The sequence below is a fragment of the Hyphomicrobium sp. CS1BSMeth3 genome (assembly GCF_900117415.1).
Classification (GTDB): Bacteria; Pseudomonadota; Alphaproteobacteria; order Rhizobiales; family Hyphomicrobiaceae.
Genome location: NZ_FPEI01000006.1, coordinates 1978541 through 1995257 on the forward strand (window position 1 = coordinate 1978541; position 16717 = coordinate 1995257).

Genomic DNA, 16717 nt, shown 5'->3' on the forward strand with positions numbered 1-16717 from the left:
TTTGGCGCAAACTGCCCACCGCTCAAGCCGAGCAACTCAAGATGTAGTTGCACGGCATCACGATCGTTCTATGCATGTTAGTTTGAACCTCATTGCCGGGGCACGCAAGTTTCCCCGTATGCTCGTGGGCGCGCGGTCGTGGCGAACAACCCCGCGCGCCGGGGTTGGAACGCCCGCGAGGGGGAATTGGTTCCCGGCAGCAAGAGTGGGAAGGCCAGCGGAAGGCATCTATGAAGGCGCTCACCATCGGAAGCGCGATGATCGATACCATCGCCATCATCGAATCGAGCCGCATCGAGCGCATGACAATGCTCAATGCGGAAACATCCTTTCTCCTGCTCGCGGAAGGCCACAAGACCGAGGCGCTCGAGATCTCGACGCACACAGGCGGCGGCGCCGTCAACGCAGCCGTCGCCATGGCGCGGCTCGGCATCGATGTTTCGACACTCGCCAAGCTCGGGCGCGATCAGCGCGCGGAGATCGTTCTCTCGCGCCTCATGCAGGAGGGCGTGTCCACGCGCTGGCTCAGCCGCGACGAGCGCGCAGCGACAGGCGCTGCCGTCATGATCTCCTCTCATGAACGGAATGCCGCGATCTTCACGTTCCGCGGCGCCAACACGCTGCTCGAGGACGGCGACTTGAAGCCCGATGCCTTCGAGGTCGATCTCGTACACGTCTCCTCTCTCTCCAACCGCTCTGCCGATCGTCTGCCGCGCATTCTTGCGGAGGCCAAGCGAACCGGCGCCTTCCTCGCGACCAATCCCGGCATCCGTCAGCTTTCGAGCCGCGGCGTCACGCTCCAGGACGCACTCGGCGACATCGATCTGCTCGTGGTGAACAAAATCGAGGCTTCGGCGCTCGTGCCAACGATCGCGGGGAAAGTCGGCGAGGGCGGACCACCACTCGGCCCGGACAGCGAGGAGCCGCCGAGCACGCTTGCACGTCAGGGCCTCGCCGGCGGCGGCTATCACCTGAGCCTGCGTTCGTTCTTCACAGCACTGCGCAATGCGGGAGCGCGCTACGTGCTCGTGACGGACGGATCGGCCGGCTCCTTCCTCGCCGATCGCGAGCGCATCCGCTTTTGCCCGGCGGCGCCGGCGACGGTGGCTGGCACGGCCGGTGCGGGCGACGCCTATGCCGCGACTCTTGCGACGTTCCTTGCCGAGGGTCGCGCGCCAGAGGATGCCATGCGTGCTGCCGCGCTCAACTCAGCGTCCGTCGTCGGCTACATCGACACGCAGGGCGGCCTTCTCGGCCGTGCCGCGCTCGATACCGCACTGACAAGCGCCGGTAGCAAACTCGCCATCAGCCAATGGCGCATCTGAGCGCCCGTGCGCTCAGTACGTCGCCTTGATCGCGCTGCGGCTCTCGCCTTCCTGGCGCACCACGCCCACAGCCGCGCGTACATCGGCGAGATAGGCGTCGAGCGCGGGCGCGTGCAGCATGGACATCATGCGGTGAATACCTTTCGGCTTCTGCACGAGGCCTGGCAGCCAGCCTTTGGCCTGCATGATCTCCGCGACGCGGAATATGTCGAACGCGCTCGAACCATAGGCGATGATCGACAGGTGCGGACTGCCGAGTATCTCGAGCCCGTCGACATCGCCGATGCCAGCCTTGTACGCATCGACGAATGTCATGAGATCGCGCGCGATCTTCTTGTAGCCTTCAACGCCGAGGAACTCGAATGTTGCCCAGGCCGCCGCGACGCCGCCCGCCGGTCGCGTGCCAACGATGGTCGAGGTCAGGAAGCGGCCATTGGGCCACTGATCGAAATCGAAGCCGTGATGCGCGGCTTTTTCAGGCGTGCGGTAGAAAACGGTCGAAGCGGGCTTCGGCGTGAAGCCGAACTTGTGCAGATCGGCAGAGAGCGAGCTGACACCGGGTACCGAGAAGTCGAAATCTGGAATATTGCGCCCGAGCATCTTCACGAATGGCGCGAGATAGCCACCAACACAAGCATCCACGTGCAGCCAGAGCCCGCGCCGCTCGGCGAGCGCACCGAGTTCGCGAATAGGATCGATCACGCCGTAGGGGAACGAGGGCGCAGAGCCGACAATCATCATCGTGTCGTCGTCGATCAACGCCTCGATGGCTGCGGGATCGGCAGCGAGATCCGCGCGGACGGGTGCGCGGCGCACCTCAAGATCCATAAGGCCGGCCCCCTTGTTGAAAGCCGGATGCACGGACTCCGCCGCGACGATGTTACCGCGGAAGGTCGGTATCTTGCGCTGCTTGCGCGTCCAGTCGCGGCACGTCTGCACGGCCTGAATGATGCTCTCCGTACCGCCCGTCGTCATGAAGCCCTGGGCATCGTCCGGCGCATTGAAGAGGCTCAGCGCCATGGCGATGACCTCGTCCTCCATGCGCTTGACGCTCGGGAAGGCGCGTCGCCCGCCGAGCGCGTTCTCCGTGAAGAACTCGAAGAAGGCTTCCTTGCCGACCTCGGAGACCTCGTCATTGGCCTTGAAGACGAAGAGCGGCACGCGCCCGCCTTGCCAGTCCGCGTCGCCGCCCTTCATGTCCCGCATCTCGGCGAGAATGGCGTCGCGTGACCGTCCCTTGGCCGGCAGGCTCTTGCGCATGGCAGCTACTTTCCTCGTCCATTTTTTGAGCAGTCGCGCACCCAAACATCGCGTTGCGCAGCCCGTCAATGAACAAGGGGCACCGGAAGGAACCGGACCATTGGCCATACGCGTGCGCTTCTGACGAGAATTCCGCCAGGAGCGCCTGAAAATCCGGCAATTCCCATATCTTGCGGTTATTGTGCAGCGCACACAAGATGGCGCCATGAGCGACCGTGCGCTGCACATCCTCGTCATCGACGCCAACCGCATCCGCGCCTCCATCATCGAGGAAGGCTTGAAGGAGGCCGGGCAGGCGCGCGTGACGGTCATCGACGAGGCCAAGGGGCTCATGCGCCGGATCGTCGAGCTCGACCCGGACGTGATCGTCATTGATCTCGAAAGCCCCAACCGCGACGCGCTCGAGCACATGTTCCAGGTCTCGCGGGCGGCCAAGCGGCCGGTCGCCATGTTCGTCGACCGCACGGACGATGCCTCTATCGAGGCCGCCATCGACGCCGGCGTCTCCGCGTACGTCGTGGACGGTCTCAAGAAGGAGCGGATCAAGCCGATCCTCGATACGGCGATCCGCCGTTTCCGCGCCTTCGAGCGTCTGCGCCAGGAGCTGGATCAGGCGCGTAGCGAGCTCAGCGAGCGCAAGCGGATCGAGCGCGCCAAGGGCATTCTCATGCGTACGCGCGGCCTCAGCGAGGAGAGCGCCTATGCACTCCTTCGTTCGACGGCCATGCAGCAGAACAAGCGTATCGCCGAAATAGCCGAGAGCCTGATCACGGCCGCCCGGCTGCTCGGCGAGGAGGAAGGCATATGATGCGCTCGGCGCGATCCAGTGATCCAAATCTCGTGCGCATGGGCTTCATGCCGCTGACGGACTGCGCTCCGGTTGTGGCCGCGAGCCTGCTCGGCTTTGCCGAGGCCGAAGGATTGCGCGTGAACCTCACCAAGGAAGCCTCGTGGGCGACGCTGCGCGACCGCATTGCCGTGCGCCATCTCGATGCGGCGCATATGCTGGCGCCGATGCCCATTGCCGCGTGCCTGGGCCTGACGCCGCTCCCCGATCGCCTCATCGTGCCGCTCATGCTCGGCTTTGGCGGCAATACGATCACCGTGTCGCGTGCCTTATGGGCGGATCTGAAGGCAGCCGGCGCACCGACCCGCCTCGAGGCTTCCGGCACGGCGCGTGCGCTCGCCGAGGTCGCCGCGCGCAGACGGCGCGAAGGGGCGCCGAAGCTCGTTTTCGCGGTCGTCCATCATCACTCTGCGCACACGTATCAGCTTTCGTACTGGCTCGCGGCGGCAAGTATCCTGCCGAACGTCGAGATCGACATTGTCGCTGTGCCGCCGCCGCTGATGCCCTCAGCGCTCGCGGCCGGCCAGATCGACGGCTTCTGCGCCGGCGAGCCCTGGGGGCGCGTGGCCTCCGTCACGGGATCAGGCCGCTGCGTGACGACGAACATCGCCATCTGGCGCGCCAGCCCCGAGAAGGTTCTCGGCGTCGCGCAGGACTGGGCGGATGCAGATCCCGAACGCCACTTCCGGCTGATCCGCGCGGTCTACAAAGCGGCCGTGTGGTGTGACGATCCCGCGAACCGCGGCGAGCTCGCGCGGCTACTGGCGCGGCCCGAGATCTTCGACTTGCCCGCCGAGATCCTGGAAGCGAACCTCGACGGCCGCATCGCGCTCGACAACGGCGAAGAGATGCAAGTCAGCGGCTTCCTGAATTTCTCGCGATCCGCCGCGACCTTCCCTTGGAAGAGCCATGCGGCGTGGTTCTATTCGCAGATGGTTCGCTGGGGTGAGACGAAGATGAGCGCCGATGGCTATGCCCGCGCGCAAGCGACCTACCGACCCGATGTTCACCGCGCAGCACTTGCCCCGCTCGACGTGCCGCTGCCGACGGCAAACGCGAAGATCGAAGGCGCAATCACCGCAGAGACTGCCGTGCCGTCGACAGTGGGCCGCCTCTTTCTCGCGTCCGATCGCTTCTTCGATGGCGGGATTTTCGATCCCGAGCGCATCGAGGACTATCTCGCATCGCAGCCCGTCAAAGCAGATGGCCCACGCTGACATGCAGCCCGGTTGCGCTGCACAATAAGCTCGCAAACGCCTGAAAACTCATCGGCATCTCCCGTCATTCGCGACGCCGCTCAACTCCGAGACCGTAGATCAAATCACTGACTTATAATCATTTTTAGAATTGCTCGCGAACTGGCACGCTTCCTGCTTTGTAGATTAACCAAAGCCAGTCCCAGTTTCCCAGCCCAACGACGGGCTACCGGCAGCGCCGCCGACAGAAAGGAAGGCCTTCGATTGAAGGTCGCTCCAATCATGTCGCGGCGCTTTTTTTATGCCCGGAGCAGAGCCGGACAACACGAAAGCGAGGAAGCGCGGGCGGGCACGACGTCAAAGGGAACAGCGAGGAGCACACGCAATGCGCAAAACGAGAGCTTCGAAGACCGTCGTCCGTCCGGCGGCCGCCGAAATCGCGATGGACCGTCGCACGTTCGTCCGGCAAGCGGCGGCGACGGCAGCCACGGCGGCACTGCTCTCGTCGATCAAGGCCGCGTTCCCCGGCGGCGTGTTTGCGCAAGGCAGCGGTCCCGAGGTCAAGGGCACGAAGCTCGGCTACATCGCGCTGACGGATGCCGCGCCGCTCATCATCGCCAAGGAGAAGGGCTTCTACGCCAAGCATGGCATGCCCGACATGGAGATCCTCAAGCAGGCCTCGTGGGGCTCGACGCGCGACAACATGGCGCTCGGCACCAAGGCCAATGGCATCGACGGCGGTCACATCCTGCGCCCGAAGGTGCACCTCTATTCGACCGGCAAGGTCATGCAGAACAATCAGCCCTTGCCCATGTACACGATGCTGAACCTCAATGAGGACGGCCAGGCGATTTCGATCTCCAACGAGTTCAAGGAACTCGCCATCAAAGCCGATTCCTCGCCGCTGAAAGCGGCTTTCGAGAAGAAGAAGGCCTCGGGCAAGGAAGTGAAGGTCGCCATGACCTTCCCCGGCGGCACGCACGATCTCTGGATCCGCTACTGGCTCGCAGCCGGCGGCATCGATCCGGACAAGGACGTCTCCACCATCGTCGTGCCGCCCCCGCAGATGGTTGCCAACATGAAAGTCGGCAACATGGATGCCTTCTGCGTCGGCGAGCCCTGGAACGAGCAGCTCGTCAACCAGGACATCGGCTACAGCGCCATCACGACAGGTGAGCTCTGGTTCAAGCACCCCGAGAAGATCCTCGGCATGCGCGCGGACTGGGTGGATGCCAATCCGAAAGCCACGCTCGCCATCCTCATGGCCGTGATGGAAGCGCAGCAGTGGTGCGAGAAGATGGAGAACAAGGACGAGATGGCCGCCATCATCGGCCGCCGTCAGTGGTTCAACGTGCCTGTTCCCGACATCATCGGCCGCATCAAGGGCGATATCAACTACGGTCTCGGCCGCAAGGTCCAGGGCTCGAACCTGCGCATGAAGTTCTGGGGTGAGAAGGGCGAGTCCTCCTATCCCTGGAAGAGCCTCGATATGTGGTTCGTCACCGAGAACATTCGCTGGGGCAAGTTCGAGCCCGACTTCGACATCAAGGGCCTCGTCAACAAGACGAACCGCTCGGATCTTTGGGTCGAGGCAGCGAAAGGCCTTGGCCTCAAGGACTATCCCGCAGGCGAGAGCCGCGGCGCCGAGAAATTCTTCGACGGCAAGGTGTTCGATCCTGCGGATCCGATGGCCTACCTCAAGACGCTCGCAATCAAGCGCGCGATGGTCTGAGACGCCGCGTGAAGTCCCCCGACATCCTGACCAAGGAGAGCGAGCCGATGACGGCGCAAAGCGCGCACAACATCATTTTGGACTCACCCGGAGCTTCTGCTTCGCTTGTGGCTGCAGCGAGAAGCAACGAGGCGCAGGTCATCGCATTTGCACCACCTCGCGCACCTTTCGCGGAGCGCATGTGGGCCGTGGCGCAATCATGGTTCGCCGTGATCGTGCCGCCGATCATCGTGCTTTGCGCGCTCCTGCTTGTTTGGGAGCTCGCGAGCGGCGGCCCGAAAGCGAGCCTCCCGCCACCGTCGAAGATCTGGGCGGACGCCAAGGATCTCATCGTCGATCCCTTCTTCGTCAACGGACCGCAGGACATTGGCCTCGGACTGCGCGTCATGACATCGCTGCAGCGCGTCGTCATGGGCTTCGGCCTCGCGGCGATCGCGGGCATCCTGCTCGGCGCGCTCGTCGGCCAGAGCGTGTGGGCCATGCGCGGCCTTGATCCGATTTTCCAGGTGCTGCGGACCGTGCCGCCACTGGCCTGGCTGCCGATCTCGCTCGCTGCCTTCCGCGATGCCAATCCATCCGCGATCTTCGTGATCTTCATCACGGCGATCTGGCCGATCATCATCAACACCGCTGTCGGCATCCGCAATATTCCGCAGGACTATCGCAACGTCGCTGCAGTGCTGCGCCTCAATCATCTGGAGTTCTTCTGGCGGATCATGATCCCGTCGGCCGCGCCGTACATCTTCACGGGCCTCAGGATCGGCATTGGCCTTTCGTGGCTCGCCATCGTCGCAGCCGAGATGCTCACCGGCGGCGTCGGCATCGGCTTCTTCATCTGGGATGCGTGGAACTCCTCGCGCCTCTCCGACATCGTGGTCGCGCTCGTCTACATCGGCATTGTCGGCTTCGTGCTGGACCGCATGGTTGCCGGCATCGGCCATCTCGCGACTCGCGGCACCCAGGCCACCTGAGGAGACAAGTCATGACGCCATTTCTGAAGGTCGACCACGTCTCCAAAAGCTTTGCCCGCGGCACCGCGACGACCGAGGTCCTGCGCGATATCGACCTGACGATCGCGCGCGGTTCCTATGTCTCGATCATCGGACACTCGGGTTGCGGGAAGTCGACGCTCCTCAATCTGGTCGCCGGCCTGACACCCATCACGACCGGCGCCATCCTGCTCGAGAACCAGGAAGTCCGCGAGCCGGGCCCGGATCGCGCTGTCGTCTTCCAGAACCATTCGCTGCTGCCGTGGCTCAGTGTCTACGCGAACGTCAAGCTCGCCGTGGACAAGGTGTTCGGGAATTCCAAATCGCGCGCCGAGCGCCACGACTGGACCATGCACAATCTCGATCTCGTGCAGATGACGCACGCCAAGGACAAGCTTCCGGCTGAGATCTCCGGCGGCATGAAGCAGCGCGTCGGCATTGCTCGTGCGCTCGCCATGGAGCCCAAGGTTCTCCTGCTCGACGAGCCATTCGGCGCGCTCGACGCTCTCACCCGCGCGCACCTGCAAGACTCGGTCATGCAGATCCACGCGCGGCTCGGCAATACCGTCATCATGATCACGCACGATGTGGACGAGGCCGTGCTGCCCTCCGACCGCATCGTCATGATGACCAACGGTCCTTCCGCGACGATCGGTGAGATCCTCGACGTCGCCCTGCCCCGTCCGCGCAAGCGCCTGGAGCTCAGCTCCGACCCGACCTATCTGCGCGCACGCGAGTCCGTCCTGAAGTTCCTCTACGAGCGCCACCGCGCGCCATCATTGCAAGCCGCATAGCATCGTCTCGCAAGAAAGGGAGCTGCAAAGTGACACCAAGCCAGATTGATCTCGTGCAGTCCTCATTCGCCAAAGTCGTGCCGATCGCAGAGACGGCGGCCAGCCTCTTCTATGGCCGTCTCTTCGAGGTCGCGCCCGAGGTGAAGCCGCTCTTCCGCGGCGACATGAAGGAGCAGGGGCGCAAGCTGATGACGACACTCGCCGTCGTCGTCAACGGCCTCAAGGCGCCGGATACCATACTGCCAGCCGCAAAGGCGCTCGCGGTGAAGCACGTCGGCTATGGCGTGACGGCCGAGCACTACGTGCCTGTCGGCGCGGCGCTCATCTGGACGCTCGAGCAGGGCCTCGGCGACGACTTCACGCCCGAGACGCGCGACGCTTGGCTCGCCGCCTACACGCTTCTATCCGGCGTGATGATCGAAGAAGCCTATCCCAAGGCCGCCTGAGCAGCAGAGACGGAAACGCCATGAAGCAGAAGCTCGTCGTCATCGGCAATGGCATGGCGCCGGGGCGCGCGCTCGAAAAGCTGTTCGAGATCGCGCCTGACGCCTACGACGTCACGATCTTCAATGCCGAGCCGCGGGTGAACTACGACCGCATCATGCTCTCGCCTGTCCTCTCCGGCGAGAAGACCTTCGAGGACATCGTCATCCACGGCGATGGCTGGTACGTCGAGCGCGGCATCACGCTCTACAAGGGACACAAGATCGTCGAGATCGACCGCGCGGCGAAAACCGTCCGCTCGGAACCCGGCGAAGTTGCCTCCTACGACAAGCTGATCATTGCGACGGGCTCGATGCCTTTCGTGTTGCCGGTGCCGGGGCACGATCTGGCCGGAGTCCTCACGTACCGCGATCTCGACGACGTGCACGCCATGCTGCTCGCCGCGCGTACGGGCGGCCGCGCCGTCGTGATCGGCGGCGGACTGCTTGGGCTCGAAGCTGCGGCCGGCCTCAAAGAGCAGGGCATGGACGTAACCGTGCTTCACCTCATGCCGACACTCATGGAGCGCCAGCTCGATGTGGCGGCCGGCCATCTCCTTCAGAAGGCCGTCGAGGCGCGCGGCATCAGGGTCATCACCAAGGCGAACACAAAGCAGCTCATCGGCAGCGATATCCGCCTAGGACCTTCGCGCGTGATATCCGTCGAACTCGAGGACGGTACGCAGATTCCGGCGGACTTGGTGGTGATGGCGATCGGCATCCGCCCAAGCGTCGCGCTCGCCAAGGAGGCCGGGATCGCGTGCAAGCGCGGCATTCTAGTCGATGCCGACATGCGCACGAGCGATCCTGATATCTTCGCGCTCGGCGAATGCGTGGAGGTCGACGGGCAGGTCTTCGGCCTTGTCGCGCCACTCTACGAAATGGCCGGCGTCGCAGCATCGCACCTCGCCGGCGACGCGGAGCCGCGCTTCGTCCCGAGCGCCACGGCGACCAAGCTCAAGGTCACTGGCATCAATCTCTTTTCTGCGGGCGACTTCGCCGATGCCAAGGATCGCCAGGAGATCGTGCTGCGTGACGCGGCGCGCGGCATCTACAAACGCCTGGTGCTCAAGGACGATCGGCTCATCGGCGTCGTCATGTACGGCGAGACCACAGACGGCGCGTGGTTCTTCGACCTCCTGCGCAAGAGCACGGACATTGCGCCCATGCGCGACACGCTCATTTTCGGGCCGAGCTTCGCCGCTGGTGGCCCCGCAGACCCTACGGCGGCCGTTGCAGCTTTGCCCGATGAGGCAGAGATCTGCGGCTGCAACGGCGTGTGCAAAGGCAAGATCACGGGCGCCATCGACGCGTTCTCACTGACTTCGCTCGACGACGTGCGCGCGCGCACGAAGGCCTCGGCCTCATGCGGCTCCTGCACCGGCCTCGTCGAGCAGATTCTGAAGCTCAAGCTCGGCGATCGCTACAATCCTACCGCCGTTCAGCCCATGTGCGGCTGCACGCACCTCGGCCATGACGACGTGCGCCGTCTCATTGTCGCGCAGGAGCTGAAGTCCATTCCTGCGCTCATGCAGGCGCTGGAATGGAAGACCTCGTGCGGCTGCGCACGCTGCCGCCCAGCGCTCAACTACTATCTCCTGTCCACGTGGCCCGGCGAATACCAGGACGACGGCCAGTCGCGCTTTATCAACGAGCGCGTGCACGCCAACATCCAGAAGGACGGCACGTACTCCGTCGTACCGCGCATGTGGGGCGGCATGACGAGCGCGAAGGAGCTGCGCGCGATCGCCGACATTGTCGATAAGTTCGCAATTCCGAGCGTGAAGGTCACGGGCGGTCAGCGCATCGACCTGCTCGGCGTGCGCAAGGAGGACCTGCCCGCCGTGTGGAGCGACCTGAATGATGCCGGAATGGTCTCTGGCGCTGCCTATGCCAAAGGGCTGCGCACAGTGAAGACGTGCGTCGGTACGGACTGGTGCCGCTTCGGTACGCAGGACTCGACCGGTCTCGGCATCCGCATCGAGCGTTTCATGTGGGGCTCGTGGACACCCGCCAAGGTCAAGATGGGGGTCTCGGGTTGCCCGCGCAATTGCGCCGAAGCGACTTGCAAGGACGTCGGGGTCATCTGTGTCGAGTCGGGCTACGACATTCACTTCGCTGGCGCCGCAGGCCTAGATGTGAAGCAGACGGAGCTGCTTGGCCATGTCGATACCGAGGACGAGGTCATCGAGGTGATCGCAGCGCTCGTGCAGCTCTATCGCGAGCAGGGCCGCTATCTGGAGCGCATTTACAAATGGGCGAAGCGCGTCGGGATCGACTCCATCCGCCAGCACGTCCTCGACGACTTGGAGCGTCGCCGCGCGCTCCATGATCGTTTCGTATTTTCGCAGAAGTTCGCGCAGATCGATCCCTGGGCCGAGCGCGCGCAGGGCAAGGACGCCCACGAGTTCCGCCCGCTCGCTGATCTCACGCGCGCGGAGGCAGCGGAATGACCCTCATGGAGAAAGCGTGGATCGACATCGGCGCGCTCGACGATATTCCGCGCCTCGGTGCGCGGGTCGTGAAGACTCCGCTCGGGTGCCTCGCCGTCTTTCGCGCCGAGAACGACGAGATTTTCGCGCTCGACGATCGCTGCCCGCACAAGAACGGGCCGCTGAGCCAAGGCATCGTGCATGGCCGTACGGTGACCTGCCCGTTGCACAACTGGGTCATCTCGCTCGAAAGCGGCAAAGCGCAGGGTTCCGACGAAGGGCAGGTGAGGACCTTCGGCATTCGCGTCGACAGCGGGCGGATTCTCATCGACGCCGATGCGCTTTTTGCACGGCCGGACTGAGGCAACGCCATGAGCGGGGGCGCGACGAGAACGACTTGCCCCTACTGCGGTGTCGGCTGCGGGATCGTGGCGCGCCCGCTCCCCGACGGCACGGCCGAGATCGCTGGCGATCCCGAGCATCCCGCCAACTTCGGCCGTCTGTGCTCGAAGGGGGCGGCACTCGGGGAGACGCTCTCGCTCGAAGGGCGCCTGCTGCATCCGCACATCCACAGCGCGCTCGCAAGCTGGGATAAGGCTCTCGATCTCGTCGCCCGGAAGTTCTCGGACACCATTGCCGAGCATGGACCTGACAGCGTCGCCTTCTATCTCTCCGGCCAGCTCCTGACCGAGGACTACTACGTCGCCAACAAGCTGATGAAAGGGTTCATCGGCTCGGCGAACATCGACACGAACTCGCGGCTGTGCATGGCGTCGTCTGTCGCCGGACACAAGCGCGCCTTCGGCACGGACACCGTGCCCGGCACATACGAGGATCTGGAGCTTGCGGAGCTGGTCGTGCTCGTCGGCTCCAATCTTGCCTGGTGTCATCCCGTTCTCTATCAGCGCCTCGCGACGGCGCGCGAAACGCGCGGCACGAAGGTCGTCGTCATCGACCCGCGCGAGACGGCAACATGCGAGATCGCTGACCTCCATCTCGCGATCGCACCGGGCGCCGATGTCGCGCTCTTCAATGGTCTGCTCGCCCATCTGGTCGCAAGCGGACGGCTCGATCAAACCTATGTCGCGCAGCACACGCGCGATCTGCCCGCTGCGCTTTCGGCGGCTTCAAGCATGGATCTTTCCGAGATCGCGGTAGCTACAGCGCTCTCGACGTCCGTGATTGCCGACTTCTACGAGCTGTTCGCCGGCACTGAGCGTGTTGTCACCGTCTACAGCCAGGGTGTGAACCAATCGTCCGCCGGCACGGACAAAGTCAATGCAATCCTCAACTGCCATCTCGCCACAGGCCGCATCGGCCGCTCCGGCATGGGGCCCTTCTCGGTCACTGGGCAGCCGAATGCCATGGGCGGGCGCGAGGTCGGCGGTCTCGCGAACATGCTCACGGCGCACATGGAGCTCGACAATGCCGAGCACCGCCGCATTGTTCGCGCGTTCTGGAATGCGCCGACGATTGCTGCGAAGCCCGGCCTCAAGGCGGTCGATCTCTTCCGGGCGGTCGAGGACGGGCGCATCAAGGCGCTTTGGATCATGGCCACCAATCCCGTCGTCAGCCTGCCCGAAGCCGATCGCGTGCGTGCAGCCATTGCGGCCTGCCCCTTCGTCATCGTCAGTGACGTCAACCACCATACGGACACGACCGCGCTCGCACACGTGCTGCTTCCTGCCGCCGCCTGGGGCGAGAAGGATGGCACGATCACGAACTCGGAGCGGCGCATCTCGCGCCAGCGCGCATTCCTGCCGTCTCCAGGCGAAGCGCGGCCGGACTGGTGGCAGATGGCGGAAGTGGCGAAGCGCATGGGCTTCGGTGCGGCATTCAGCTACACGCATCCTGCGGAAATTTTCGCCGAGTATGCGCGGCTCACAGGCATCGAGAACGACGGTACGCGCGATCTCGACATCAGCGGTGCCGCTGAGTTGTCACGCGGCGCGTACGATGCACTCGTCCCCTTCCAGTGGCCACGCCGCACAGGCAGTGAGCCGAAGGAGACGCGGTTCTTCGCGAACGGCGCGTTCTACACACCCGACCGCCGGGCGCGCTTTGTGCCAACGCCTTTCCGCGGGCTTGCGCAGAGGCGAACCGCGGAAATGCCGCTCACGCTGAACACCGGCCGCATTCGCGATCAGTGGCACACGATGACGCGTACAGCGAAATCGGTCCGCTTGATGGCACACGCGCCGGAGCCTTTCGTCGAGATTCACCCCGTGGATGCCGCGGCGTTCGGCATCGCGGATGGCGCGCTGGCCGAGATCGAGAATCTCTCGGGCGCGATCGTCTGTCGCGCTGTCGTGACGGATCGTCAAAGCGCCGGATCGCTCTTCGTGCCCATGCACTGGACGAGCGAGCTCGCCAATCGCGCGCGCGTGGACACGCTCGTCGCGGCTGTCACAGATCCAATCTCCGGACAGCCCGAGCTGAAGGGCACACCTGTCGCGATCAAACCGTTCGAGGCCGCATGGCAGGCGTACGCCGTCACGCGCCGCGTGCCGGATGCACGTGGCAGCGCATACTTTGCCACGGCCGCCGCGAGCCATGGGTTCCGCACGGAGATCGCGCTGCGCGATGAGCCCGAAAGCTGGGATGAGCTGGCGCGCCAATGGATCGCTGATGGCGAGGACAAGAGCATCGAGCTGCTCGCCTATCACGACGGAACCGCCGGCCAGTATCGCTTTGCGGCCTTCAGCGGCGATCGCCTCGTCGGCGCACTCTTCGTCGCGCGCGGCACACTCGCCTGTGCCCGCACGTGGATTGCCGCACAGTTGCTCCAGTCCGTGCCGCCATCCGCTCGCCTGCGGCTGCTTGCAGGCCGCCCCGGTGGCGAAGCGAAAGACCGCGGCCCGATCGTCTGCGCCTGTCTCGATGTCGGCCGCAACGAAATCATCGAGGCCATCACGGAGCATGGTGCCGCGACCGTCGCCGCCGTCGGCGCGTGCGTGAAGGCGGGAACGAACTGCGGCTCGTGCCGCGCTGAGATCAAGAGGATTCTCGATGCAGCTCGCATCCCGGAAGCCGTCTGAGCAGGCGCCGCCGCGCATGGCGGCGCTCGCCACGCTGCCCGTGTTTTTGAGCCTCGTGGGCAAGCGCGCAATCGTTGCCGGTGGCAGCGCCGCAGCCGCATGGAAAGCAGAGCTGCTCGCCGCTGCGGGTGCCGATGTCCACGTCTACGCCAAGGATGTCTCGCCTGAGATGGAAGCGCTGCTCACGCGCGGCGCGGCATCCGGAACGCTCACGCTTCATGCTGGGCTGTGGCCTGTAGAGAGCCTTGCTGGCGCCGCCGTCGCTATTGCCGATGCCGAGAGCGAGGATGAAGCTTCCGCGTTCTACAGTGCCGCTGTCCAAGCCGGTGTCCCCGTCAACGTCATCGACAAGCCGGCCTTCTGCCAGTTTCAGTTCGGCGCGATCGTCAACCGCTCCCCCGTCGTCGTCGGCATTTCGACAACGGGCGCCGCCCCCATTCTCGGCCAGGCCATCCGCCGCCGCATCGAAACCTTGCTGCCGCCGGCCCTCGCGCTCTGGGGCCAACTTGCCAGCGCGATCCGGGAACGCGTGGGCGAACGTCTTGCGGCAGGTGGCGCGCGGCGCGCCTTCTGGGAGAAGTTCGTCGACCACGCCTTCGGTCCTGCGCCGACGCGAAGCGAGTTCAGACGTCTCGATCACCTGATTGACTTGCTTTCAACGCGATCACAACCGCGTGCCGGCTGCGTCACGCTCGTGGGCGGTGGACCTGGCAATGCCGAGCTTCTGACGTTGAAGGCAGTCCGCGCGCTGCAGGCCGCGGATGTCATCCTCTACGACGATCTCGTATCCGACGAGGTGCTCGAGCTCGCGCGGCGCGAAGCAAAGCGTCTGCTGGTCGGCAAACGCGGCGGGCGGGAAAGCTGCCGTCAGGAAGACATCAACGCGCTCATGGTGAAACTCGCACGGCAAGGGCGCCGTGTCGTGCGCCTGAAGTCGGGTGATCCCATGATCTTCGGCCGAGCAGGTGAGGAAATGGCGCAGCTCGAACAGGCTGGCATTCCATTCGAGATCGTGCCCGGCATTACGGCAGCTTCGGCGATGGCTGCAGCCCTCGGCGTGTCACTCACGCACCGCGATCACGCGCACTCCGTGCGCTTCGTTACCGGCCACTCACGCGCTGGTGGGCTGCCGGAGACCCTCGACTGGCGCGGTCTCGCCGATCCCGATACGACGCTGGTTATCTATATGGGCGGCCGCACTGCGGGGGCTCTGGCCACCCGCCTCATGGCGGAAGGCGCGAATGCCCATACGCCGGCCGTTGCGGTTGCCCACCTCTCGCGTGCGGGTGAAACGCGCTGGCACGGCACGCTCGCGACACTCCGCGAAGCGGATATCTTGCTGAACACGACGGGGCCGGTGCTTATCGCCGTTGGCACGGCGTTCGCGCGCGCGGCTGTTGAAGTAAGGGCGCACCATTCAGCAACCTCGACCGCCTGAGATCAGGCGTCGCGACTAAAGCGTCGGACCTTAAATGCGACCCACGCCTGGGCTGATCTCAAAGTCGCATTTAAGGTCCAAAGACGCTTTAGAGTCATAGTGTTCTAAAGCAACTTTGGACTTGAAATTCACTCCCTGCCTAGCCCCGAACTGAGGTGAATTTCAAGTCCGTTGCTTTAGTGATAGCCTTCACCTGGCCCGATCTTGCCGCGGAACATCCAGTACACGAACGCCGTGTAGCCAAGGATCAGCGGCAGCAGGAACACAGTCCCGACGAGCAGGAAGAACTGCGAAGCCGGCGCCGCTGCCGTATCCCAAAAGGTCAGATGCGGCGGGACGAGATAGGGCACCGTCGAGATCACCAACCCCAGATACCCGAGCAGGAAGAGCACGACACTCCCGACGAACGGCTTCACCTCGTCGCCTCGGCGCAACCAGCGGAAGATCATGTAAGCGACGACCGCTGTAACGAGCGGCACTGGCCAGAGGTAGAGGATGTTTGGCGTGCTGAACCAGCGCGCGGCAATGCGATCGACAGCAAGCGGTGTCCACAAGCTCACCACGGCCATGGCGCCGATGACTGCCATCAGCAGGGGCACCGCCGTGCTGCGACCAAATTCCTGGACCGGCCCCGATGTGCGCATCACGAGCCATGTGGCGCCGAGCAGCGCATAGCCCGCCACCACCGCCAACCCAACGAAGATGGAGAAGGGCGTGAGCCAATCAAACGGCCCGCCGGCGTACTGCCGATTGACGACCTCGACACCCTGCAAAAGTCCGCCGAGGATCACGCCCTGGAGGAATGCCGCGACGATCGAGCCGCCGGCAAAGGCGACATCCCACATGCGATGCGAGGGCTTCGCGACCCAGCGGAACTCGAAGGAAACACCGCGCAGCACGAGCGCCAGCAGCATCCCGATCACCGGCAGATAGAATGCCGGCATGATGACGGCATAGGCGGTCGGGAAAGCGACCCACAGGCCGGCGCCGCCGAGCACCAGCCACGTCTCGTTGCCATCCCAGAAAGGCGCAACGGAGTTCATCATGACGTCGCGGTCCTCTTCCTTGCGAGCGAAGGGAAAGAGGATGGCAATGCCGAGATCGAAGCCGTCCAGGATGACGTACATGGCGACGGCGACGCCAATGAGCGTAGCCCAGATGAGCGGGAGATGTTCTTCCATCGC

The 16717-nt window shown here is 64.4% G+C and carries 13 protein-coding genes; 11 read left to right on the forward strand and 2 right to left on the reverse strand.

Annotated features, from left to right (window positions below; genetic code table 11):
* The first annotated feature begins 230 nt into the window (after positions 1-230).
* Positions 231-1325 (forward strand): carbohydrate kinase family protein, encoded by a 1095-nt coding sequence (locus CS1BSM3_RS24245; RefSeq protein WP_072392061.1) that lies wholly within the window; start codon positions 231-233, stop codon positions 1323-1325.
* Positions 1326-1337: 12 nt separating this feature from the next.
* On the opposite strand, the gene CS1BSM3_RS24250 is transcribed toward CS1BSM3_RS24245, so the two are convergent.
* Positions 1338-2585 carry a pyridoxal phosphate-dependent decarboxylase family protein gene (locus CS1BSM3_RS24250; protein WP_072392064.1) on the reverse strand — a complete coding sequence of 416 codons (1248 nt, stop codon included), beginning with the start codon at positions 2583-2585 and terminating at the stop codon, positions 1338-1340.
* A gap of 205 nt (positions 2586-2790) precedes the next feature.
* On the opposite strand from CS1BSM3_RS24250, the gene CS1BSM3_RS24255 reads away from it, so the two are divergent.
* From CS1BSM3_RS24255 to cysG, 10 genes are all read left to right on the forward strand, one after another.
* Positions 2791-3393, forward strand: coding sequence for an ANTAR domain-containing response regulator (locus tag CS1BSM3_RS24255; RefSeq protein ID WP_072392067.1), 603 nt, complete (start codon positions 2791-2793; stop codon positions 3391-3393).
* Positions 3390-4649 (forward strand): CmpA/NrtA family ABC transporter substrate-binding protein, encoded by a 1260-nt coding sequence (locus CS1BSM3_RS24260; RefSeq protein WP_244540600.1) that lies wholly within the window; start codon positions 3390-3392, stop codon positions 4647-4649. The genes CS1BSM3_RS24255 and CS1BSM3_RS24260 overlap by 4 nt, the downstream gene beginning before the upstream one ends.
* Before the next feature lie 421 nt (positions 4650-5070).
* Complete coding sequence (locus CS1BSM3_RS24265; RefSeq protein ID WP_244540651.1) at positions 5071-6360, forward strand: CmpA/NrtA family ABC transporter substrate-binding protein; 1290 nt, start codon at positions 5071-5073, stop codon at positions 6358-6360.
* 47 nt (positions 6361-6407) lie between these two features.
* The gene (gene ntrB, locus CS1BSM3_RS24270) at positions 6408-7331 is read left to right on the forward strand and encodes a nitrate ABC transporter permease (RefSeq protein ID WP_072394486.1); all 924 of its coding nucleotides are present in this window, start codon (positions 6408-6410) and stop codon (positions 7329-7331) included.
* An 11-nt stretch (positions 7332-7342) separates the two neighbouring features.
* Positions 7343-8143, forward strand: coding sequence for an ABC transporter ATP-binding protein (locus CS1BSM3_RS24275; protein ID WP_072392073.1), 801 nt, complete (start codon positions 7343-7345; stop codon positions 8141-8143).
* Between the two features lie 29 nt (positions 8144-8172).
* On the forward strand, positions 8173-8589 hold the full coding sequence (locus CS1BSM3_RS24280; RefSeq protein ID WP_072392076.1) for a globin family protein: 417 nt from the start codon (positions 8173-8175) through the stop codon (positions 8587-8589).
* A gap of 20 nt (positions 8590-8609) precedes the next feature.
* The gene (gene nirB, locus CS1BSM3_RS24285) at positions 8610-11078 is read left to right on the forward strand and encodes a nitrite reductase large subunit NirB (protein WP_072392079.1); all 2469 of its coding nucleotides are present in this window, start codon (positions 8610-8612) and stop codon (positions 11076-11078) included.
* Between the two features lie 5 nt (positions 11079-11083).
* Positions 11084-11419 carry a nitrite reductase small subunit NirD gene (gene nirD, locus CS1BSM3_RS24290; RefSeq protein ID WP_210188856.1) on the forward strand — a complete coding sequence of 112 codons (336 nt, stop codon included), beginning with the start codon at positions 11084-11086 and terminating at the stop codon, positions 11417-11419.
* A 9-nt stretch (positions 11420-11428) separates the two neighbouring features.
* The gene (locus CS1BSM3_RS24295; RefSeq protein WP_072392085.1) at positions 11429-14095 is read left to right on the forward strand and encodes a nitrate reductase; all 2667 of its coding nucleotides are present in this window, start codon (positions 11429-11431) and stop codon (positions 14093-14095) included.
* Complete coding sequence (gene cysG, locus CS1BSM3_RS24300) at positions 14067-15533, forward strand: siroheme synthase CysG (RefSeq protein WP_072392088.1); 1467 nt, start codon at positions 14067-14069, stop codon at positions 15531-15533. Before CS1BSM3_RS24295 ends, cysG begins: the two co-directional genes overlap by 29 nt.
* Positions 15534-15709: 176 nt before the next feature.
* Here cysG and cydB read toward each other — a convergent pair whose 3' ends face one another.
* Positions 15710-16714: a cytochrome d ubiquinol oxidase subunit II gene (gene cydB / locus CS1BSM3_RS24305; protein ID WP_072392091.1), complete on the reverse strand. Its 1005-nt coding sequence runs from the start codon at positions 16712-16714 to the stop codon at positions 15710-15712.
* Positions 16715-16717 lie beyond the last annotated feature (3 nt).